This window comes from Streptosporangium sp. NPDC000239, from assembly GCF_040300765.1.
GTDB lineage: Bacteria > Actinomycetota > Actinomycetes > Streptosporangiales > Streptosporangiaceae > Streptosporangium.
Map to the genome: position 1 here is coordinate 46,874 of NZ_JBEPEI010000005.1, position 21,416 is coordinate 68,289.

The 21,416-nt window shown below is 72.7% G+C and carries 17 protein-coding genes; 7 read left to right on the plus strand and 10 right to left on the minus strand.

What is annotated here, in order from left to right:
- Positions 1-130: 130 nt before the first annotated feature.
- Complete coding sequence (locus tag ABT340_RS15150) at positions 131-499, plus strand: hypothetical protein (protein WP_352011332.1); 369 nt, start codon at positions 131-133, stop codon at positions 497-499.
- A gap of 51 nt (positions 500-550) precedes the next feature.
- Complete coding sequence (locus ABT340_RS15155) at positions 551-796, plus strand: hypothetical protein (protein WP_352011333.1); 246 nt, start codon at positions 551-553, stop codon at positions 794-796.
- A gap of 97 nt (positions 797-893) precedes the next feature.
- On the opposite strand, the gene ABT340_RS15160 is transcribed toward ABT340_RS15155, so the two are convergent.
- The 4 genes from ABT340_RS15160 to ABT340_RS15175 form a co-directional block, all read right to left on the minus strand.
- A complete protein-coding gene (locus tag ABT340_RS15160; protein ID WP_012893126.1) occupies positions 894-1,208 on the minus strand; it encodes a WhiB family transcriptional regulator in 315 nt (104 codons plus the stop codon).
- A gap of 103 nt (positions 1,209-1,311) precedes the next feature.
- Positions 1,312-2,226 (minus strand): ferredoxin family protein, encoded by a 915-nt coding sequence (locus tag ABT340_RS15165; protein ID WP_352011334.1) that lies wholly within the window; start codon positions 2,224-2,226, stop codon positions 1,312-1,314.
- A gap of 402 nt (positions 2,227-2,628) precedes the next feature.
- The gene (locus ABT340_RS15170) at positions 2,629-4,122 is read right to left on the minus strand and encodes a glycerol-3-phosphate dehydrogenase/oxidase (protein ID WP_352011335.1); all 1,494 of its coding nucleotides are present in this window, start codon (positions 4,120-4,122) and stop codon (positions 2,629-2,631) included.
- Positions 4,119-4,694: a TetR/AcrR family transcriptional regulator gene (locus tag ABT340_RS15175; protein WP_352011336.1), complete on the minus strand. Its 576-nt coding sequence runs from the start codon at positions 4,692-4,694 to the stop codon at positions 4,119-4,121. The genes ABT340_RS15170 and ABT340_RS15175 overlap by 4 nt, the downstream gene beginning before the upstream one ends.
- Positions 4,695-4,740: 46 nt before the next feature.
- On the opposite strand from ABT340_RS15175, the gene ABT340_RS15180 reads away from it, so the two are divergent.
- The 3 genes from ABT340_RS15180 to ABT340_RS15190 all read left to right on the plus strand — a co-directional run bounded on the left by ABT340_RS15180 (position 4,741) and on the right by ABT340_RS15190 (position 9,578).
- A complete protein-coding gene (locus tag ABT340_RS15180; protein ID WP_352011721.1) occupies positions 4,741-6,315 on the plus strand; it encodes an FAD-binding oxidoreductase in 1,575 nt (524 codons plus the stop codon).
- 88 nt (positions 6,316-6,403) lie between these two features.
- A complete protein-coding gene (locus tag ABT340_RS15185) occupies positions 6,404-7,921 on the plus strand; it encodes a metallophosphoesterase family protein (protein WP_352011337.1) in 1,518 nt (505 codons plus the stop codon).
- Between the two features lie 49 nt (positions 7,922-7,970).
- Entirely contained in the window at positions 7,971-9,578 is a 1,608-nt protein-coding gene (locus ABT340_RS15190) for a bifunctional 3'-5' exonuclease/DNA polymerase (RefSeq protein ID WP_502992506.1), read from the plus strand.
- Here the strand turns inward: ABT340_RS15190 and ABT340_RS15195 are convergent.
- The 5 genes from ABT340_RS15195 to ABT340_RS15215 all read right to left on the minus strand — a co-directional run bounded on the left by ABT340_RS15195 (position 9,560) and on the right by ABT340_RS15215 (position 16,790).
- Complete coding sequence (locus ABT340_RS15195; protein WP_352011338.1) at positions 9,560-10,798, minus strand: MFS transporter; 1,239 nt, start codon at positions 10,796-10,798, stop codon at positions 9,560-9,562. The two genes, ABT340_RS15190 and ABT340_RS15195, sit on opposite strands and share 19 nt — an antisense overlap.
- A gap of 115 nt (positions 10,799-10,913) precedes the next feature.
- Positions 10,914-12,887, minus strand: a complete 1,974-nt coding sequence (locus ABT340_RS15200; protein WP_352011339.1) for a serine/threonine-protein kinase — start codon at positions 12,885-12,887, stop codon at positions 10,914-10,916.
- Between the two features lie 89 nt (positions 12,888-12,976).
- On the minus strand, positions 12,977-14,443 hold the full coding sequence (locus tag ABT340_RS15205; protein ID WP_352011340.1) for a YlbE family protein: 1,467 nt from the start codon (positions 14,441-14,443) through the stop codon (positions 12,977-12,979).
- A complete protein-coding gene (locus ABT340_RS15210) occupies positions 14,440-15,891 on the minus strand; it encodes an AllF/FdrA family protein (protein WP_352011341.1) in 1,452 nt (483 codons plus the stop codon). The genes ABT340_RS15205 and ABT340_RS15210 overlap by 4 nt, the downstream gene beginning before the upstream one ends.
- Positions 15,888-16,790, minus strand: coding sequence for an oxamate carbamoyltransferase subunit AllH family protein (locus ABT340_RS15215; protein WP_352011342.1), 903 nt, complete (start codon positions 16,788-16,790; stop codon positions 15,888-15,890). Before ABT340_RS15215 ends, ABT340_RS15210 begins: the two co-directional genes overlap by 4 nt.
- A 216-nt stretch (positions 16,791-17,006) precedes the next feature.
- On the opposite strand from ABT340_RS15215, the gene ABT340_RS15220 reads away from it, so the two are divergent.
- Together ABT340_RS15220 and ABT340_RS15225 are read left to right on the plus strand one after the other, a co-directional pair.
- On the plus strand, positions 17,007-18,575 hold the full coding sequence (locus tag ABT340_RS15220; protein WP_352011343.1) for a PucR family transcriptional regulator: 1,569 nt from the start codon (positions 17,007-17,009) through the stop codon (positions 18,573-18,575).
- 10 nt (positions 18,576-18,585) lie between these two features.
- Positions 18,586-18,807, plus strand: coding sequence for an RNA-binding S4 domain-containing protein (locus ABT340_RS15225; protein ID WP_352011344.1), 222 nt, complete (start codon positions 18,586-18,588; stop codon positions 18,805-18,807).
- Positions 18,808-18,810: 3 nt separating this feature from the next.
- Here ABT340_RS15225 and ABT340_RS15230 read toward each other — a convergent pair whose 3' ends face one another.
- On the minus strand, positions 18,811-21,198 hold the full coding sequence (locus tag ABT340_RS15230) for a terpene synthase family protein (RefSeq protein WP_352011345.1): 2,388 nt from the start codon (positions 21,196-21,198) through the stop codon (positions 18,811-18,813).
- Positions 21,199-21,416 lie beyond the last annotated feature (218 nt).

Below are 21,416 nucleotides of genomic sequence, written 5' to 3' on the forward strand. Positions count from 1 at the left end.
GAGACTCCGCCCCGGGTCCGGCACGGCGCCGTGTGTTTCAGCGGACCGGGGAGGGTCGCGTTCCTCCGGGCGCCATGCCGGTCACCGTGGGTCGTGTTTCGTTGACCCAGAGTAGGCAAACCTTGTAGGTGTGATCGCCGGTTCGTGTTCAGGAGCGCCCTCGCGGCGCCGCTGGACGGTGCCGTGGGTCCTGCTCGCCGTCTGCCTCGGGCTCTGTCTCGGCTGGCAGCCGGGTGGACTGGTGGGCCTGGTGGCCGAACGCCAGTGCGTCGAACGGGTGGAGGAGGCCCCGCACCCGGTCGACGAGACGCCCGTCTCACCCCTGGCGCACGACGCCGGGCGGGGACGTGAATCGCACCTGCCCGCACCGCGCCCCGCCGGGGACGCGCGGGCGCCGCAGGGGCGGGGGCCGGAGCGGAGCGGAAACAGGGAGGACCTTCCCGCCGCCCTGCCCACCGGAGCCGGCAGGCTGATCATGATCGGTGTGTCTCGCATATAGGCCGACGTCCTGCCCACAGGCCGGTACGGAATCCATGCGAGAAGAGAGCACATGCGAGAGATCGACACTGTCGCCGAGGCCTGGGACTTCCAGTGCCTGCGCTGCCAGCACGTCTGGGGAGACCTCTACGAGACCTGCCACGCCGACGACGGGCGTCCGGTGGTGTGGCGCAGGAGGGGGATCGTCACCACTCCGCCGTGGGTCGACCAGAGTTGCCCCGAATGCTCGGCGTCCCACGTCAAACCGCTGCCCTCGCGCGGGCACCGGGACACACCGAAGATTCCACCGCGGAACTGACCGCCCGCACGTATCCATCCCTTACACGACAACGTGTGATCTCGCAGGGGAATCAGCGAGATCACACGTCAGGGGGAAGCCGGGTGGAGGTACTTGCTCAGGCGACGGCGCTGATGCCGGCGCTGGCGGCGCGGCGCATGCGACGGCGACGCTCGGAGGCGCGCTCGTCCTCGTTCAGACCGCCCCAGGTGCCGTACTTCTCCGGACGGGACAGCGCGTAGTCCAGGCACTCCGCGCGGACCGGGCACTGGGCGCAGATCGCCTTGGCCTTCCGCTCGCGGATGTCACGCTCAGGCTGACGCTCCCCGTCAGGACCGAAGAAGAGCACGAGGTCCTCACCCCGGCACGCGGCGTCATCCTGCCAGCCCCAGCTGGGCCGGGGCCGGGCGGTCTGCCGACGTACCTGAGACATGAGAAAACCACCTTTTAGTGAGAGGTATTTCGGGTTGATGCCGCATTGGACGTTTCCGGCGTCCTTGGGTCCAACGCCTGGATAGGCCGTGATGTTCCCCAGGTCAGGTCAGGGCGGGCGTGGCGTACCGCACAGGGGTGAGCCTGTCCAGCGCGACCAGCCGATAGGTAGTGATCTCCTCGGCGCAAGCCGTACCACATGGCGTCGTCAACGTCATGGGTTCAACCACTACCCGAAAACGAACGCCACTACCGCGCACAAATGCCTCGGTGATGGCGCCGTCCGACCTGGAGGACTCCACGGCCACTCCGCCAACCGAGAGCTCGCCCGTGTGGGCGCGGACGAAATGCTCGGCGGCCTGCAGTGGCTCAGGGATGCCTGAACGTCCCCGGAAACGGTCGAGAGTGATCTCGCCGGACCGGTACGCATCGGCTGCCGCGATCGCAGCAGCCTGAGACATGCTGCCGTAGTAGAGGCCGTGTGGCAAGCACACAAGGTTGGCGGCGTAGCGATCGCCGCCAACATGTGATGTTTCCCATACTCTGTCCGGCAAAACCTTCGCCAGGGAACGAGCTAGGGGAAGTCCAATGCGGGCGCAGCACGCGTTGCGTTTGGCATGCGTGCAGACCAGAAAAACCGGCTCACTCACAAGTATGCAGGACTCCGGGACCACTCCGGCCATCAAGGCGTCCATGTCAAGATCGTCTGGACCTGCGACGACGCCCTCGGCGAGCCAGGGCTCGGCGGCGGTCGAGTCGGCGACCATGACGTGGATGCCGCCTGTCACGGGTCTGCGGCGTCCGGGACGGCGGATGAGCTGGGGCCGGACACCGGCGGCGACGGCCCTGTCGACGAGGGCGCGCACCCCGGAGGGCAGGCGGCATTCCTCCAGGTGGGAGGCCCAGGGGCCGGGGTGCTCGACCAGCAGCCAGAAGCGTGCCCCGACGGTGGCGCTCGCCAGAACGGGCAGGTCGCCGGTATGGCAGCCCTCGGGATGCGCGCAACCCCTGAGTGTCATATCCGGAACGCTCCCCCCGGTGACGTCTTCCCAATGCATACTTAGGTAAGACTAACCTAAGAGTGTTGCGAACGTGACGGAGGAGGAGCGGGGCGATCCCTGGGTGAATCGGACGTTCACTAAATCCTGCGGTGTCCCGCTGTCAATGGAACCGCCGAATAAAGCCGTTCCCCCGTGCGGGCACCCACACCCCTGCTTCAATGGGCGCTGTCAACGGGCTCACACCGGCGGGCGGTCGTCCGCCGTCCCGAGCCGGCGGTCATGGGGTGGTGGTGGGCCACCGCTCCAGGTCCGCCGGGAGGGGCCCGGTGCCCTGAACCTCCCCCAGCCTCTTCTCTGTTCTTCCGTGATCCCAGGTGACCCCCGCATGGGCGCACGGAAGTCGTCATACGGCGCCGCCGTTCAGCGGTCGAGCGCCGCCCGCGCCGCGGGCAGGGCCACGGCCCTGTCCTCGGCGACCAGCCCGATACGGGTGCGGCGGTCGAGCAGGTCGTCGACGTCGAGGGCGCCTTCGTGCCTGACGGCCCAGACCAGCTCGGCCCGGGTCACCCCGGTCGGCAGCGGTTCGGCCAGTGCCGGGTCCTCCCGTGTCAGTGCCTGGACCGCCGCCGCCTCACTCCCGTAACGCTCGGCCAGTCGTCCGGGTGTCCCGCTTCCCCCGGTCGCGCCGACCAGGGGCAGGCGGGCCGTACGGCTGCCGCCCGCCGGCAGGTCGCGCAGCCGTACCGCCAGGTCGACCGCGTCCTGCGCCATCCGCCGGTAGGTGGTCAGCTTGCCCCCGGCGACCGTCACGACCCCGTCGCGGGAGACCGAGAGCGCGTGCCTCCTCGACAGGTCCGCGGTGCGTCCCTCGGCGTCGAGCAGCGGGCGCAGCCCGGCGTAGGCCCCGGCCACCTCCCGCCTGCCGACCGCCGTTCCGAGCACCGAGTTGAGCACGCCGAGCAGGAACGTCACGTCCTCCTCCGGGACCGAGGGCACGTCCGGCACCGGGCCTTCGACCGGCTCGTCGGTGAGCCCCACGTGAACCCTGCCGTCGGCTTGGGGGAGCACCAGGACGAACCGGTTGGCCTCGCCCGGGATCGGCACGTGCAGCCCGGCGGACAGGCCCGGCAGGGTCTCGGGGCGCAGCACCAGATGGCTGCCGCGTGAGGGCCGCATCCGGACCTCGGGGACCAGCGTGCCCGCCCAGACGCCGGTCGCGTTGACGACCGCCCTGGCCCGGACCGTCAGGACCTGCCCGGTCAGCTCGTCGCGGACCAGCGCCCCGTCCCCCGTCAGTTCGAGCGCCCGGCACCGGGTCAGGATCATGGCGCCGTGCGCGGCGGCCGTCCTGGCCAGCGCGACGACGAGTCTGGCGTCGTCGGTCAGCCGCCCGTCCCAGGACAGCAGCGCGCCGCGCAGGCCCCGGGACTCCAGGCCGGGCACCAGGCGCAGCGCCGTCCCCGCGGAAACCCTTGAGGGGCCGGGCAGCAGGCGCCTGGGCGTGCGCGCGGCGATCCGCAGCCCGTCTCCGAGCCGGTAGCCGGTCATCACCGTCGCCGCCCGGCCCCGGGAGACGGACGGGGTGAGCGGCAGCAGGTACGGCTGGGCCCGTACCAGATGGGGGGCGGTGCGGGTGAGCAGGACGCCGCGTTCGACGGCGCTCTCCCGCGCCACCCCGACCTGTCCTCTGGCCAGGTAGCGCAGGCCGCCGTGGACCATCTTCGAACTCCACCGTGAGGTGCCGGAGGCCAGGTCGCCCGCGTCGATCGCCGCGACGGACAGACCCCGCGAGGCCGCGTCGAGCGCGGCGCCCGTCCCGGTGACGCCGAGTCCGACGACCAGTACGTCGACCACGAGGCCGGGGAGTCCGGCCAGCTCGCGGGCCCGCCGCGCCGCGTTGAGGGAGGAGTTCACGGCCGCAGGTACCTTTCCAGGAGTTCGGTCAGCTCGGCGTCGAGGGCGTCCCCGGTGAGCGGGGCCAGCAGTACGGGGCCGGACAGCAGGAACGACTGGGCGGTGAGCACGACCGTCCCGGCCAGCCGCGCCGGGTCGCCGGGCCGTACGGTGCCCCGCTCCTGGCCCCTGGCGACGGCCGAGCCGACCAGCGAGAGCATCACCTCGTGGCTGGCGCCCCTGCGCCACAGCAGGTACGGCAGGAGCAGTTCGGGGTCCACCTCGACGATCTTGCGCCAGAGCGGGTGGCCGCGCAGCGCGCCGACGGTCGCGACCGCGGCGGTCACCGGGTCCTCGGTGGCGAAGCGGCCCGCGACGCGCAGCCACTCGCGGGTCATCAGGTCGGCGACCAGGGCGTGCACGTCGGGCCAGCGCCGGTAGATCGTCATGCGGGACAGCCCGGCCCTGCGGGCCACGTCGGTGAGCGTGGTCCGCCTGACACCGACCGCGAGCACCACCTCCCTGGCCGCGTCGAGCACCGGGTCGGCGGGTGTTCCGCCCTCTACGGGGTCATTGTGACGAATGGACGCCATATGTCACAGTGTAGAGGTGGACACTCCCAAGAAAACAGCCGAGCCCATGCTCTGGTCCGGATGGGGCGACCCCGCCGGGGCCGTCGAGCTGCCCGAGGCCGTACGGTCGCTGCTGCGCGACCTGCTGGGGGTGCGCGCGCCGAGCACCCCCGCCGTCGGGCTCGAAGAGGTGAGGCCGCCCGAAGTCGTGCTCGCGCCGTCCGTCCTCGACGAGCTGCGCGCGGTCGTCGGCGCCGAGCACGTCCGCTCCGACGACGAGAGCCGGATCCGGCACACCCGGGGCAAGTCGACCCCCGACCTGATCCGCCTGCGCGCCGGGGACGCCTCGCGGGCACCGGACGCCGTGGTGCTGCCCGGCTCCCACGACGAGGTGCTCCGGGTGCTGCGGGTGTGCTCCGGCCACCGGGTCGCGGTCGTCCCGTTCGGCGGGGGCACCTCGGTCGTCGGCGGTCTGAGCGCCGACGGGCACGGCTTCGCCGGGGTCGTCGCGCTGGACGTGGGCAGGCTCGACCGGCTCGTCTCCCTCGACACCGAGTCGATGGTCGCCGAGCTGGGGCCGGGGCTGCGGGGGGCCGAGGCCGAACGGCTCCTGGGCGAGAACGGGCTCACCCTCGGGCACTTCCCCCAGTCGTTCGAGTACGCCACACTCGGCGGCTTCGCCGCGGCGAGGTCGAGCGGTCAGGCCTCGGCGGGCTACGGCGGGTTCGGCGACATGGTGGTCGGCATGACGGTCGCGACCCCGCGCGGCACCCTCGACCTCGGCCGCGCGCCCAGGTCGGCGGCGGGTCCCGACCTGCGCCAGGTGATCCTCGGCTCGGAGGGCGCCTTCGGCGTGATCACCTCGCTCCGGCTCCGGGTACGGCGCTCGCCCGCGGAGCGCCACTACGAGGGATGGCGCTTCGCCTCCTTCTCCGAGGGCGCCGCGGCGCTGCGGCGGCTGGCCCAGGACGGGCCGCTGCCGACCGTGCTCAGGCTCTCCGACGAGACCGAGACGATGATCGGGCTGGCCAGGCCGGAGGAGATCGGCGAACCGGTGGCCGGGGCGGGCTGCCTGGTCGTCGCGGGTTATGAGGGCGGTCCCCTGGAGGTCGCTGAGACGCGGGAGCGGGCCGCCGCGGTGCTGTCCGAACTCGGCGGAACCTGTCTGGGAACCGAGCCGGGACAGGCGTGGGCGCGCGGCCGCTACGCGGCGCCGTACCTGCGGGACGCGTTGCTGGCGGAGGGGGCGACCGTGGAGACGCTGGAGACGGCGGGCTTCTGGGCCGTTCTGCCCCGGCTCTACGAGGCGGTGCGCGCGGCGCTGACCGCCTCACTCGGCGCGCCGCTGGTGATGTGCCACATCTCCCACGTGTACGCCACCGGGGCCTCGCTCTACTTCACGGTCGTCACGGCGCAGGAGGAGGACCCGGTGGCGCAGTGGGAACGGGCCAAACGCGTGGTGAGCGAGGTGATCGTGGCGGAGGGCGGCACGATCTCGCACCACCACGGGGTGGGACGCGACCATCGGGAGGCCTACGCGGTGGAGATCGGCGAGCTGGGCGGGGAGATCCTGCGCGGGATCAAGGAACGGCTCGACCCGGAGGGGGTTCTCAACCCCGGGGCGCTGATCCCCAGTTCTTGATCTACAACGTAAAGGGCTGGGCCGTCGCGGTGGGCGGTTTCACCACGAAACGGATGCGTCTCCGTAAGATCAACGCCAAGATATGACCATGGTCGATGTCGGGCGGGCCGCCAGGCGCGGGCGTGAGGTCTCCTCGCGGGTCTCAGAGGAGGGCGCGGGCTGGTCCTGCGCCCAGATGGGCACCTTCAGGGCCCTGGTGCCCGACAGGAAGACCTTCAGCTGGCTCAGCCCGCGCGTGCTGTGGAAGTCGAGGAACCAGGTGCTCGCGGGCCTGTTCGGCGACCCCTCGGGACAGGCCAGGGCGCGCTGGGTCGCCGCGCAGCTCGAACGGGGGGTCGACCCCTCCCTCCGCGTCCCGATGGACGTCGGGCCCGAGTTCTCCTTCCTCCTCCTCGGGGACACCGGGGAGGGCGACCTGTCGCAGTACGCCGTCGTCCCCGGCATGCTCAAGATCGGGGCGGACACGGCCTTCGCGGTCATCGCCAGCGACGTGATCTATCCGGCGGGCGCGGGCGACGAGTACGAGGACAAGTTCTTCCGCCCCTACCAGGACTATCGGGCGCCGATCTACGCGGTCCCCGGCAACCACGACTGGTACGACGGGCTCGGCGGCTTCATGCGGGTCTTCTGCGACGCGCCCGCGCTCGAACAGGAGCGGCGCGGGTTCAGGATGTCGCGCTCGGGGCTGCGCGGCACGCTGTGGCGTGAGCCGGAGGCGATCGACGAGGTCCGCCTGACCGGCGCGCGCAAACTCAGGGCCCGCCCCGAGCAGGGTACGGCCCAGCCCGCGCAGCCGGGGCCGTACTGGGCGATGGAGACGCCGAGCCTGCTGATCGTCGGCGTCGACACCGGCATCCACGGCGGCCTGGACCGGGAGCAGGGACGCTGGCTGCGCGAGGTCTCCCGGGACCCACGGCCCAAGATCCTGATCACCGGCAAGCCGATCTACGTCCGCAACGACTACAAGCCGTCCGGGATCGAGGGCGGCGGGACGATCGACGACGTCGTCACCGACCCGGCCAACAACTACGTCGCGGCCATCGGCGGTGACGTGCACAACTACCAGCGCTTCCCGGTCAGGGTCGGCGACCGGACGATCCAGTACATCGTGGCGGGCGGTTCCGGGGCCTTCATGCACGCCACCCACACCACCCCCAGGATCACCGTCGGCGGGGTGAACGAGGACGACTACCGGTGCTACCCGCTGCGCGGCGACTCGCTGTCGTTCTACAGCAAGCTCTACAGCGAACGGCTGCGCATGCGCTGGCTCTACCTCACCCCGGAGGAGGGGGTGGCGCTGATGTCGCGGCAGATCGGCAACACCCCGCCGAGGGACATCGGGCCGGTCCCCATCACGCGCAGGATGCGCTGGGCGGCGCGGATCCTGGGCGGCTGGCCCATGCCGTTGCGGCTGCCCGTCGGCAAGACCTTCCACCGCTACCTGTCGGAGTTGTCCGACTGGGACACTCCGCCGTTCTTCAAAAGCTTCCTGCACGTGTCGGTGACCCCGGCCAGTCTGCGGATCCGCTGCTTCGCCGCGACCGGCTGCCTGCCGCAGGAGATGGAGCCGCCGCTTGAGGACGAGGTCGAGATCCCGCTCACCTGACGGGAGGCGCCTGACCGGAAGTGTCGGTCCCGCGTGACAGGCTGGCCGGATGAACATGGCAGTCGCCGCGGGGCCCGGCACCTCGGGGGTGCTGCGCCCCGAAGGGCAGGGGTCCCGGACGGTCGCCGATCTGGCGGCGGCCGTACGGGAGCTTGAGACGGGGGCGGGGACGGCGACGCCCCGCTGGGTCTGGGCCGACACGCGGGAGGTCTACCCGGCGCTGTTGCGTGAGGGGGTGCGGCTGGGGCGCTGTCACGACCTGGCCCTCACCGAGGGGCTGCTGCTGGGCTACGAGGGGCGCCACGGCGAGCCCCGTTCGGCGCGGGCCGCGCACGCCAGGCTGCACGGCCTGCCGGTGCCCGAGGAGCATCCCGGGCCGCAGGCCAGGCAGGCGACGTTGTTCGACGAGGAGGCGCCCCCGCCGGACGCGGACCTGGTGGCCGAGGTCCACGCCGACCAGCTCAGGCGGATCGAGGCCCTTCCCGAGCCGGGACGGTTCCGGCTGCTGGTCGCCGCGGAGTCGGCGGGGGCGCTGGTGGCCGCCGAGATGGCCCACGAGGGCATGCCGTGGCGTCGTGACGCGCACGACGAGCTGCTGACCGACCTGCTGGGGCCGCGTCCCGTGCACGGCATGCGCCCGGCCAAGCTCCAGGCTCTGGCCGACGAGCTCGCGCGGGCCTTCGGCGGCCCGTTCAACCCCGACTCCCCGCAGCAGATCGTCAAGGCGTTCAAGTCCGCCGGTCTGTCGGTGACCTCGACCAGGGCGCGGGAGATCAAGGAGGTCGACCATCCCGGGGTCGCGCCCCTGCTCGCCTACAAGGAGCTGGCCAGGATCCACAGCTTCCACGGCTGGACCTGGGCCGACCAGTGGGTGCGGGAGAACCGCTTCAGGCCCGAGTACGTCGTGGCCGGGGTGGTCTCGGGGCGCTGGGCGACCAACGGCGGAGGGGCGTTGCAGATCCCCAAGGTGATGCGCAGGGTCGTGGTCGCCGACGAGGGCTGGACGTTGGTCGTCGCCGACGCCGCCCAGCTGGAACCCCGGGTGCTGGCCGCGATGGCGGGTGACCGGGGCCTGGCGGCGGCGGCCGGGCAGATCGACCTCTACCAGGCGCTGGCCCGGGCGTTCGGCGGTGAACGCGACCACGCCAAGATCGCCCTGCTGTCGGCGATGTACGGCGGGACCAGCGGCGACGCGCCCAAGCTGCTGGCGGTGATGCGCCAGCGCTTCCCCAGGGCCTACCGGTTCGTCGAGGACGCCGCCAGGGCGGGGGAGGAGGGCAGGCTGGTCCGGTCCTGGCTGGGCCGTACCTCGCCGCCGCCCTCGGCACGCTGGCGGGAGCTGGTCTCGGGGCCGGAGGGGGCCAGGGCGGCGCGTGACTGGGGGCGCTTCACCCGCAACTTCGTGGTCCAGGCGACCGCGGCGGAGTGGGCGCTGGCGTTCATGGCCGTCCTGCGTGGCCTGCTGCCCCCTCCGGCGGCGCTGGTGTTCTTCCAGCACGACGAGGTGATGGTGCACTGTCCCGCCGAGCTGGGCCAGGAGGTGGTCGAGGCGGTCGGCAGGGCCGCGGAGGAGGCGACCGGGCTGCTGTTCGGGGACACGCCGGTGCGTTTCCCGATGCACGCCGTCGCCGTGCGCTGTTACGCCGACGCCAAGTGAACGGGCCGCAGGACCAGCCAGGCGCCGGTGACGGTCACCATGACCGCGACGGCCGTACCGAGCACCCCGTAGGACAGGGTGCCGACGACCACCCCGGCGAGCGCCGCGCCCACCGCGCCGCAGACGTTCATCAGCAGGTCCGAAACGCCCTGTACGGCGGGGCGGTCTTCGAGCCGTACGGCCTCGCTGAGCATCGCGGAGCCGGAGATCAGCCCGCAGGACCAGCCGAGGCCGAGCAGCGTGAGCCCCGCCGCCACCCGGGCGACGTCGTGGGGTCCGGCCCCGCCCGCCAGGACCGCGGCGGCCAGCAGGAACCCCATGCCGAGCACGAGCACTCTGACCCGGCCGATCCGGTCGGAGAGCCAGCCGACCACCGGGGACAGGATGTACATGCCCGCGATGTGCAGGCTGAGCACGATGCCGATGACCGAGTAGTCCGCGCCGCCGTGGCCCAGGTGGACCGGCGTCATGGACATGATCGACACCATCGCCGTGTGGCTCACCGCGATCGCGGCCAGCGCCCGGGAGGCGCCCGGCTCCCGGCGCAGGGTCCGCCAGGCGGTGCGCGGGGTGCCGCCCCGCCTGGGGCCTCCCTTTTCCGGGGCCGCCGGGTTCTCCGTGGGGGCCAGGGAGCGGGCCAGGAGCAACGGGTCGGGGCGCAGACCGGCCAGGATGACGACCAGGGCGACGGCGAAGGCGATCAGGGAGAGCGCGAAGGGGCCGGTGTCCGGCGCCAGGCCGAGGGAGCGGCCGAGGCGTTCCACGGGTTCGGCCAGGTTGGGGCCGGCGACGGAGCCGATCGTCGCGGCCCACACCACCCACGCCAGGTGCCGGGCGGTGTGCCCGGGCGGGGACAGGTCGGTCGCCGAGTAGCGGGAGGCCAGGCTGCCCGCGCCGGCGCTGCCGAACAGCACGAGCCCGCCGAGCAGCAGCGGCCACGACCGCACGGTGACGGCCGCGAGGATGATCACGCATCCCACCAGGGCGCAGCCGTAGGCGAGGGCCAGCCCGGCCCGCCGTCCGCCCTTGCCGGAGGTCCTGGCGGTCGGCAGCGCGAGCAGGGCGGCGCCGAGGACGGTCGCGGTCCCGGCGAGCCCGCTGATCGTCTTCGAGCCCGACAGCTGTGCGACGACCAGGGAGCTCAGGGTGAAGCCGACGGCGGTGCCGATCCCGCTGGCGATCTGCGCTACGGACAGGACGACGAGCGTTCGCCGCTGCACCGCGGCTGCTTTCCGTGTTTCTTTATAGGAAATGGCGCTATTTGTGGGGGTTGCGGTCACAAATGAATTTTGTCATCACTTATAACGCTTTATCGGGTGGGATGGTGGGGGTCGCTCAGGCGTTCGGCTGGAACGTCGAGAAGAAGACCCGCCGTGCCTGGGTGCCCCGGTCCCAGTCCAGATCCTGGGCGGTGAACGAGATCAGGTAGGCGCTCTGCCCGTCCACCGCGACATAGCGCGTCAAACCATGCATGGGGACGGCCCCGGGAGACCTGACGTAGGTGTACTCCCAGTCGGCCGCCCGCCACGAGCCGTACGGCACCGTCTCAACCCCGACCTCGGTGTACTCGTCCAGGTCGTCCTTGGTGATCCCGTCGAGCGCCGCGACCGGGTCGGTCACCGCTGTCTGGGAGACGACGACGCTCTGCCCACTGTTCCTCGGCCCGTGGAAGGTCACGACCCCGTCGGCCTCACGCACCGTCCAGCCCCCGGGCAGCGCCGCCGAGACACCCCCGGCGCCCAGGGTCCGGTAACCGCCGGGGATCTCGGCCCGGGACGGCGACGGCGCGGCCGAGGAGGGGGCCGGAGCGGTCGGGGAGGGAGCCGCCTGCGGGGTGGCCGAACCGGGGAGGAACAGCAGGAACAGTACGGCGGCGACCGCGGCCAGCGCCGCGACCGCGCAGACGGCGATCAGCAGGGGAGCCGGACGGCCCCCGCGCATCCAGGGGCCCTCGTTCACGGCCCTGCGCCGCGCGCTCCTGCGGCCGCCCGCGGCGGGAGGCCGTGTCCCGGCCAGGGTGTCCTCCTCGTCACGCCCGCGCGCCGAACGCCGCGCCGAGGCGGGAGGAGCCTCGGGAAGGTCGACGAAGGAGCCACGCCCGAGACCGGAGGCCGGGCTGCGTAACGCGTCGTACCCGCGGCCGTGCCCCGTCTCCTGACCGTCGGGGCGGGTGGTGGGGCGACCGTCGGGGTGGACGGCGGAGGCCCCGGAGACGAGCCCGGGCGCGTCGTAGGGCACCCGGACAGGCCCGGAGGGGGTCTCGATGATCCGCGAGGGCAGCGGTCCCGTCGGCCCTGACTGCCCCGAAGGCCCCGGCGGCTGGGCGGACGCGGACTGCGTGAACGAGGTCTGGGAGAACGGTGAGAACTGGGCGGGCTGCGGGGCCGCGGGCCGTACCGGGGTGAGGACCTCGGGCGCGGGCGGCGCGGTGGGCAGCTGGTCGTGGGCCACGGAACCGTGGCTGCGCAGCACCCGGCCCAGCAGTTCGGAGACCTGTCCGGCGGTCATCCTGTCCGCCGGGTCCTTGCGGAGCAGGCCCTCGATGACGGCGATCAGCGCCCCGGCCCGCTGCGGCCGGTTGGGCTCCTGGGTGAGGATCGCGCCGAGCACGGCCACCGCGTCCGGCCCCTCGTACGGCGGCCGCCCCTCGACCGCCGTGTACAGCGTCGCGCCGAAGGACCACAGGTCGGCGGCCTGGGTGATCGGCTTGCCGGACAGGCGCTCCGGCGGGATGTAGGCGGGCGAACCCATCAGCAGGCCCGTCTGGGTGACCGAGACGTCGCCCTCTATCGCGGCGATGCCGAAGTCGGTGAGCACCACCCGGTCCGAGGTGAGCAGCACGTTGCCCGGCTTGATGTCACGGTGCAGCACCCCGGCGCCGTGCGCGTGCCGCAGCGCGTCGAGCACCCGGACGGCGATCTCGGCGGCCTGCACGACCGGCAGCGGACCGTTACGCCGTACGGCCTGCTCAAGGGACCAGGCGCGGACCAGCTCCATCACGATCCAGGGACGGCCGTCCTCCTCGACCACGTCGTGGACCGTGATGATCCCCGGATGGCTGAGCCGGGCGGCCGAGCGTGCCTCGCGCAGCATGCGCCGGTGCGCGGCGTGCATGCCCTCCTCGTCGAGACCGGGCGGGAGGATCAACTCCTTGACCGCCACGTCACGGTCGAGCAGCACGTCGTGCGCGTGCCACACCACACCCATACCGCCCCGGCCGACCGGTGAGATCAGGCGGTAACGCCTGCCGACCAGCCTGCCCTGCGCCTCCGCCTCGGTCGTGCCGATGGTGTCGCCCTCCGAACCCATGGGGGGCCCTCCCGGCAGACGATCGGTCGTCCTGCCTCGTCCCCGCAACCAACCCTATGCGCAAGGTTGGACACGATATCGGGATCGTGTCAGGCAACGGAAGTCGGCGGCCCGCCGGTGGCAGCGACCTCGGTGACGGCGACCTCGGCGACCTCGGCGAGCGCGGCCAGCGCGGAGGTGAAGGCCGAGACGGGCGGGGTCACCAGGCCCGCGCCGACCTGTCCCGTGCCCGCGACCCTGCCCGCGATGCCGGTGTTGACGACCGGCAGCAGGCCGGTCCTGGCGACCAGCGTCACGTCCACGCCGACCGGGGTGCCGCGGAAACCGAGCCCGGGGATCCGGTAGACCGGGTGTTCGGCGAGGGTGATCTCGTACATGGAGAGGGTCGCCTCCGTCGCGGCGGCCACCTCCCCGCCGACGAACCGGACGATCGCCGGGGCCGCCGCCATCGCGAAGCCGCCCAGGCCCGCCGTCTCGGTGATCGTGGAGTCACCGATGTCGGGGTTGGCGTCCCGCGGGCCGTACGCGCCGAGGTAGAGACCGTCGGGCACGGCGGCGGGGCCGGTGAACCAGCGCTCGCCGAGCCCGGAGACCTGCACGCCGAAGTCGGTGCCGTTGCGGGCCATCGCCACGACGAGGCTGGAGCCGGGGACGTCCCTGGCGGCGTCCGCGCTCACCTTGCACGCCGCCATGGCCGCGTTGAGGAAGAAGTGGTCGTTGCCGCCGACGAAGCGCAGCACCTCGGCCGCGTGCAGGGGAGCCGTCTCGACCAGGCCGCAGGCCAGCTCCCGCACCAGCAGCGAGGTGGCGGCGCGGTTGCGGTTGTGCAGCTCGTCGCCCATCTGCAGGGCCTGCGCCATCAGCGCCCCGAGGTCGAGCGGCCCGGACGCCCGCAGCGTCTCGCGCAGCGCGGGGCCGAGCACCTCGCCCATCCAGCGCAGCCGCCGCAGCACCCCGTCGTCGTAGGCGCCGTAGCGCAGCACCCTGCCCAGGCCCTCGTTGAGCGAGCAGCAGGCGGTGCCGCCGTTCTCCTCGTCACGCACCTCGAACATCCACATGGACGGGCTGACCACGCCCGCCATCGGCCCGACCGCGCCCCACCCGTGGCAGGGCTCAAGGCGGACACGCCCCTGTTCGAGCAGCCGCAGCGCCTCCTCGGGGTCCCCGGCCAGTCCTTCGAGCAGCACCGCCCCGGTGAGCGCGCCGCGCAGCGGTCCCGAGGCGCGTTCCCAGCGGATCGGCGGGCCCGCGTGCAGGAACGTGCCCGGCGGCAGGCCGAGGGCCTCACCCGCCCGCCGTACCCCCACGAGGTGGGGCCTGGCCGACGTCATGCGGCCGAGCGCCGTCGCGTTCGCGCGGGACCTGCGGGGGTCGGCCAGCACCCGTGCGACGTCGTCCCCGGTGCCCGGCAGCGGCGGACGCCAGTCGACGGCCATCCTCGGTACGGCCTGCGCGTCCAGAGCCTCCCCGAACACCTCGGCCCCGGCCGTGACCACCCTGGGCTCCCCGTGGAGGGCGGGCAGCAAAGCCGGAGTCGCCGGAGTCGCCGGAGTCACCGCGCACCCGCCAGAAGGGCCGCCGCGTACCCGGCCGCGTGGGCGTTGGAGACGAAGACCGAGGCGCCCGCCGCCCGCAGCGCCTCCGCCTGGGCGGTCAGCCCCTGCGGGTCGTCACGCGAGCCGACCAGCGCCACCACGACCGGCACGCCCCGGGCCACGGCCGAGGCGATCCCGGAGGCGAGCCCGGCGGCCGGGTCGGGGTCGGCGGCGTGTCCGAGGACCACGTCGAGCAGCGCGACGTCCCCCGCAGGCACCCGTGCGAGGGCCTCAAGGCGCAGGGAGGGGTCGATCATCGGGTGCGCCCTGCCCCGGGTGTAGACGTCGTCGCCGAAGTCGGTGAACTCCCCGGTCCCGGCGACCGTCCTCGCCTCCGCGCACAGCGTGCCCCCCGAGTAGACGCCGCGCAGCGTCCCGGCGGGGCCCGCCCGCGGGCTCACGGGTGCGGGCCACGAGGGCCACACCGGGACCGGGACACCCAGGGCCCGCAGTACGGCCTCCGCCGCGTGGGTCAGGTCGCCGGGGCCGCCCCCGGAGCCGCCGTCGAGGTCACAGTCGAGGTCACAGCCGGACCCGAGCAGCGCCGTCACGACCGGGGTGGACAGCGCCCGCGTGGCCCGCCGTACGGCCAGGCCGGTCTCGGGGGCGGGCGGTTTGGAGACCAGCACGATCAGCTCGGTCGAGGGGTCGGCGTCGAGCGCCGCCAGGGCACGCAGTGTGGACAGCCCGGCGACCTCGGCGGACAGGTCCCTGCCGCCGACGCCGAGCACGTGGCTGACCCCGACACCGGCCAGGTCCAGCAGACAGGTCACCTGCTGGGCGCCCGTCCCCGAGGCGGCGACGACGCCGACGGGACCGGGCCGCAGCACGTTCGCGAAACCGAGACCCGCGCCGCAGACCACCGCGGTGCCGCAGTCCGGCCCCATGACCAGCGGGCCCAGCTCGGCCGCGCGCCTCTTGAGCAGCGCCTCCTGCTCGACGGGGACGTTGTCGCTGAAGATCATCACCGAGAGACCGGCCTCGATCGCGTCCATCGCCTCGGCGAACGCGTAGGGCCCCGGCACCGAGACCAGCGCCAGCGTGGCAGCGCCTTCACCGCTCTCACCGGCCCCGCGCAGCGCCGCCGAGCGCACGGTGCGCGCGGGCCGTTCCCCGCCGCCTCCCTGAACGGTTCGTACGGTGAGGTCCGTGAGCAGCCGGTCCAGCTCGGCGCGCGCCGTCTCCAGGTCATCGGGGCCCGCGCCGCGCAGCGCGACCAGCAGGTCGCCCTGTCCCGCCTCGGGCAGCGCGAAACCCAGCCCGGCGGCGAGGCCGAGGTTCAGTTCGGTGGCCATCGCCACCACCGCCACCTCGATCCCGGGCAGCGCCGACAGGGCCCCGCTGACCCGCATGAGGCTCACCGAGTCGTGGTAGACCCCGGGGCGCACCCGGACCAGGTCGGCGCTCAACGGCCCGCTCCCGCAAGCCCGGCCACCGCGGCGAGACCGGCGCGCACCCCCCACGCCAGGTCGGCTCCCGAGGTGTGGCCGATCTGGAACAGCCGGTGCAGCGCGGGTTCGAGCGCCTGCCGCCCGGCCAGGCCCCGCAGTACGGCCAGCACCTCCCCGCACGCCTCACCCCTGGCGGCGCAGTGCAGCAGCGCCGCGGAGATGGGCGTCGTCCGCTCACGGGCTTCGAAGGTGACCGCCGCGGCCAGCCAGTCGGCCAGCCACACGGCCCGGCCGACGCCCGAGGCGGTGCCGAGATGGCGCAGCGCGACCAGCAGCCCGGCGATCATGTCGTCACCGCTCGGGGTGAGGCCGGGGCCGAGACCCACGAGCTGCTCGGCGGCCGTGACGCCGCGCAGCAGCGAACCCTCCGCGCACCCGAGCGCGAGCCGTACGGCGGCGTCGTTGCCCTCAAGCCCGGGACGTCTCGGCGAACGCTCGCACAGTCCGGAAAGCACCGGCAGCCAGGAGGCCAGCAGCGCGGGCTCGACGGGACCGAGCGGCGGCGCCGCGTCCCACCAGCGGTGCGCCCGCAGGCCGAGGCCGCCGAGCTCGATGGAACCGTCACCGACCCACGCCTCCTCGCCCACGGCGACCCGGGGCATCGGGCCGTTGATCACCATCGCGTTGGGCAGCCGGACCGCGTCCCCCGAGAGCACCGCGACCACGTGGGGTTCCAGCTCCGTGCGGACCTCAAGGTAGATCCCGGCGGGGAAGGCCGCGAGCACCCGCGCGGGGCGGCGGGGCGACTCCAGCAGCGCGCGCAGGGCCGTGCCGGCCGCGCCCGTCGCGTGCGCCCGTACATGTCCTGGCTGGACGCCCCGGCTCCGCCGGGCCCTCGGACGCGCTCCGACGGTCATGAGCCCTCGCCTGCCTTTCACCGTGCCGTGCTGTGCCGTGCTTGTGCCGCGGTCGTGTCGTCACCGTGTCGCGCGGCTGTGACCGGCCAGGACGCCCCCGTTCCACTGAGCCGACGGTAGAACGCCCGGCGAGCTCGCCGTACGGAGAAAGGTGCCAACAGAAACCCCAAAGGTTGGTTCTTCCTGACAGACGGCCTTATCGGTGACAATCACGTCATGGAACCTCCTGTACGGCTGGCGAGCACCGGAACCATCACCCACGGCGTGGCCGTAGGCGAGGTACTGGGCGCCTCGACACTCGCCGGGGCCAGGCTGCTGGCCGGAGGACGCGGCCTCGGCAGGATCGTGCAGCGGCTCAACGTCATGGAGGTTCCCGACATCCTCGCCTGGGTGAAGCCGAACGAGTTGCTGCTCACCACCGGCTACCCGCTGCGCAACACCCCGCAGTCACTCGACCGGCTGGTCAGCGACCTGGACGAACGCGGCCTGGCCGCGCTGGGCATCAAACTCGGCCGCTATCTGGACCGGCTGCCCGAGGAGATGGTCGAACAGGCCGACCGGCTCGGGTTCCCGCTCATCCAGCTCCCCGAGGACGTCGGCTTCGACGACATCCTCAACCAGGTCCTCACCGACATCCTCAACCGGCAGGCCGCGGCGCTGGCCAGGGCGGAGGAGGCGCACCGGGCGCTGGTCCAGGTCGTGCTCGCGGGTGGCGGGCTGGGCGAGGTGACCGAGGAGGTGGCCGGGCTGCTCGGCGCCGCCGTCGCCGTACTGGACGGGGCGGGGCAGGTGCTGGCCGCGGCGGGGCCCGCCGAGCAGGTGGCCGGGCTGCGCGCGTCGGGAGCGCGGGACCGGGGGGAACACCTTTTCGTCCCCGTCGTCGCGGGCGGCCACCACCACGGGCGGATCGTCGCCTGCGCCCCGCCGAGGCCGGGGGAGAACGACATCGGCATCCTGGAGCGCGCGGCCACCGTGGCCGCGCTCGTGATCACCAGGCAGGAGGCGGTGAACGCCGTCGAGAGCAAGTACCGCGCCGACTTCCTGCGCGACGTGCTCACCGGCAGGGCGGGCAGCGCCGAACGGGTCGCCGCGCGGGCCAAGGCCTTCGGCTGGGACCTGCGGCGCCCGGTGACCGTCCTGGTCGCCGAACTCGACCCGGACGGCGACGAACGCGTCGCCCAGGACAGGCTGGTCACCTGCTGGACCAGCGCGATGCGCCGTCACGACGGGCACGGCGCGGTCGCGGGCTTCTCCCACGAGGTCGTCGCGGTCGTGGACGCCGCCGTGGACACCACCCGCCTGGCCAGGGACGCCGTCGCCGCGTTCGCCGAGTGCCTGCCCGCGACCTTCTCGACCGGCGCGAGCCGGACGGCCGCCGGGATCGAGGTCCTGCCGGAGGCGTACGGCCAGGCCGTGAAGGCCGCCAGGGTCGGCCGCCAGCTCCACGGTCCCGGCGCGGTCGCCCACTTCGACCAGCTGGGGGTCTACCGGCTGCTCTCCCTGGTCAGCGACACCGAGGAACTGCACGCCTTCGTCCGTGAGACCCTCGGCCCGCTCGCCTCCGACACCGACGCCGACAACGGCGACCTGCGCAGGACCCTGCAGGTGCTGCTGGAGACCAACCTCAACGTCGCGGAGACGGCCAGGCGGCTGCACTTCCACTACAACACCCTGCGCTACCGGATCGGCAAGCTGGAACGGATGCTGGGCGACTTCACCGAGGACGCCCATCTGCGGCTGAACCTGACCCTGGCCCTGCACGTCCTGCGGATGCGGGGCATCTAGACTCACGGGCGTGGACGAGACCTTTGAGCTGGAAACCGACTACATCCCGTTGTGCGACCTGCTGAAGTACTGCGCCGTGACCGACACGGGCGGCCAGGCCAAGCACTTCATCGCCGAGGGCAACGTGACGGTCGACGGGCGGGTCGAGCTCCGCAAGACCTGCAAGATCCGCGCCGGACAGGTCGTCGCCGGGGACGGCTTCGAGATCCACGTGGTCGCCCCCGGCGGCTGACCGTCACGCCGGGCCGCTCCCCGAGGGGGACGGCACGGAGACCGGGGAGAGCCTGGCCGCGGACGTGCCGAGCCCGGAGGGCCTCCTGAACGCGGCGACCCCCGCCGGGGCCGGGGCCGCCGGAGCCGGTGCGGGGGAGGAGGGCACGGCGGCGGGGCGCAGGCGCAGCGCCGAGGTGCCCGGCCCCGAGGGCAGGAACCGGGAGACCACCGTCGCGGGCACCACCGCGGACACGGAGCCGTGGTGGTGGCGGCGCAGCTCGGCCTCGGTGTACCGCGCGCACCTGCGGTGCCACTCCAGGATTCCCGACATCCACTCCTTGAGGCCGTCGGCGTGCCGGGTGAGGACGCCGCGGACCTCGTCGCCGAGGCCGAACTCCTCGAACATCGCGGGCAGGTCCTCCTCGACGATGTGCTGGAACTGCCGCATCCGCGCCGTCATCAGGTCCGCCACGACGTCCCTGGCGGTCAGCCGGTCCACCTGGAGGAAGTTCTCCACGACCAGCACCATGTTGTGGACCTCACCCTCGAACTCGACCTCCTTCTGGTAGGAGAACAGGTCGTTGGTGAAGGTCGCGTAGTCCTGGGCGGCGGTGTCCAGCTCACGCATCACCCTGGTGTGGTACAGCTCGGCGGGCACCAGGTCGTAGTGCGCGAGCTTGGCCAGGCTCATCGTCAGGCCGGAGCCGAACGTGTCGCGGCGCATCTCGACGTAGTCGACGGGGTCGGGGACCCGGTTGCCCGTCTGGTTGCCCAGCTCCCACAGCCAGCTGCTGGTCATCGCCTCGATCGCCGCGCGGAAGTCACGCCTGGCGGCCTCGTTCATCGGCGCGGCCGTACGGTGCCACAGGTCGGCCAGGCCCCGTTCGAGCGGGTTGAGCGGCTCGGGGACCGCGCCCAGGTCGATCGGCATGAACAGGCCGAGCCGCTCGTCGCAGAGCTTGGCCGCGGCCAGGTCACGGGAGGCGCCGAAGACCACGGGGTAGTAGTCGTCGCCGTAGGTGCCCCAGGACAGCCAGTCGGACGACAGGTTGAGCTGTTCGAGACTCGCGTCGGCGTGGATCATCGAGGCGCAGTGCGCCAGGTCGAAGAGCAGGAAACGCCGCTCGTCCCAGACGCCGCCGGCCTCGACTCCGGGGATCGCGTCGAACAGGCCGACCCGGCGCGCCCAGCCGACCGAGTCGCGGCGGGCGGCGTCCAGGTGGGGGCTGATGCGGACGGGATAGGGCATGTGGAAGTCGGGCAGCGGCAGGTGCCCGACCGGCTCGAAGGGCCGGTGGGACTGCTGGCGCGTCCTGCGGGCCAGGCCCGGCGTCAGCGTCGCGGTCGGCAGCCGCGCGGCCGAGGTGCCCAGGCCGAGCGGCCCCCTGGAGACGCCGGGGGAGGTGACGGCCCCCTCGTTCATGTAGCGGCTCGACCTGGCGTGCCACTCGTGGCCGCCCGACTGCCAGTCCTGCAGGCCCTTGACGTACAGGCCGACCGCGACCTGCTCGTCCGGGGGCAGGGCGTGCTCGGCCAGCAGCGCCGGGATCTCGGCGAGCGCGGTGTCCTCGAACTGCAGCAGCCGTGAGGTCAGCAGTTCGTTGACCAGTTCGGCGGCCTCCTGGGTCGGGCAGTCGAGGAAGCGCTCGAAGACCAGGACCGCGTTGGAGTTCTCCCCCTCCTCGCGGACCTCGCGCTGGTAGGAGAACAGGTCGTTGCGCAGGTGCACGGCGTCGGAGAAGGTGTCGCACAGCACGTGCAGCGGCCTGGTCCCGGCCAGGACGTCGGGGATCTCGGCGCCGACGGCGTACTCGACGAGGTTGGCCGACCAGGGTGCCCCGCCGACCCTGCGCCGCATCTGGATGTACTCGATGGGGTTGGCGATCCTGCCCTGGTCGATGTTGTGCAGCTCCCACATCGACTCGATCATCAGGTTGTGCGTGCTGGTGATGAACCGCCGCCGCCACCCGGCCGACATCGAGGGGATCGTCCGCCTCCACAGGTCCTTCAGCCCGGCCTCCGCGGGGTTCTCCGGCTCGGGCGGCTCCTGGCCGTCCACGGTCATGAACAGTTCGAGCCGGTCGAGGTGCGCCTTGGCGCCGCGCAGGTCACGCGAGTGCTTGAAGTGCTCAAGGAAGTGGTCGTCGAAGAAGAACACCCAGACGTACCAGTCGGTGATCAGGTCCAGGGCGGGGCCGTCGCAGTCGGGGTGGGTGTAGGCGCACATCAGCGCGTAGTCCATCTTCGCCAGCGCCTGCTCGTCCCAGACAAGACCGCCACCGGGCTTGGGGGAGTCGAGCATGCCCATCTCGCGGGCCCAGGCGTTGCTGTGCGCGCGGGCACGTTCCAGATGCGGATTGAGCCTGGCGGGGTACGGGATGTAGAAGCCGGGCAGCGTGAAAGCCTGCATGGGGGCGCGCCTACTCTTCTCTGGGGCCGATCAGGACGGTTCACTCAAAGTCGCGAAAGCGCCACTCACCGTACTGCATCACATGGTCGTACCGGGAGTTCTCTGACCAATCTCTCCAACCTCCCCATGATCACACAGCTGGGTTTCGCACGTGGTGCCTACGGGAAACCCTCCGTAGACCCTCGCCCGTCCGTGGCGTGGGCCGCGACGACGGCATG

Excerpts from the sequence above, each read along its gene's own strand:
- ABT340_RS15165 (WP_352011334.1), bottom strand. The coding sequence starts at position 2,226 with ATGACACTCAGGGGTTGCGCGCATCCCGAGGGCTGCCATACCGGCGAC.
- ABT340_RS15215 (WP_352011342.1), bottom strand. The coding sequence starts at position 16,790 with ATGACCGTCGGAGCGCGTCCGAGGGCCCGGCGGAGCCGGGGCGTCCAG.
- ABT340_RS15175 (WP_352011336.1), bottom strand. The coding sequence starts at position 4,694 with ATGGCGTCCATTCGTCACAATGACCCCGTAGAGGGCGGAACACCCGCC.
- ABT340_RS15190 (WP_502992506.1), top strand. The coding sequence starts at position 7,971 with ATGAACATGGCAGTCGCCGCGGGGCCCGGCACCTCGGGGGTGCTGCGC.
- ABT340_RS15185 (WP_352011337.1), top strand. The coding sequence starts at position 6,404 with ATGGTCGATGTCGGGCGGGCCGCCAGGCGCGGGCGTGAGGTCTCCTCG.
- ABT340_RS15230 (WP_352011345.1), bottom strand. The coding sequence starts at position 21,198 with ATGCAGGCTTTCACGCTGCCCGGCTTCTACATCCCGTACCCCGCCAGG.
- ABT340_RS15160 (WP_012893126.1), bottom strand. The coding sequence starts at position 1,208 with ATGTCTCAGGTACGTCGGCAGACCGCCCGGCCCCGGCCCAGCTGGGGC.
- ABT340_RS15180 (WP_352011721.1), top strand. The coding sequence starts at position 4,741 with ATGCTCTGGTCCGGATGGGGCGACCCCGCCGGGGCCGTCGAGCTGCCC.
- ABT340_RS15220 (WP_352011343.1), top strand. The coding sequence starts at position 17,007 with ATGGAACCTCCTGTACGGCTGGCGAGCACCGGAACCATCACCCACGGC.
- ABT340_RS15155 (WP_352011333.1), top strand. The coding sequence starts at position 551 with ATGCGAGAGATCGACACTGTCGCCGAGGCCTGGGACTTCCAGTGCCTG.
- ABT340_RS15200 (WP_352011339.1), bottom strand. The coding sequence starts at position 12,887 with ATGGGTTCGGAGGGCGACACCATCGGCACGACCGAGGCGGAGGCGCAG.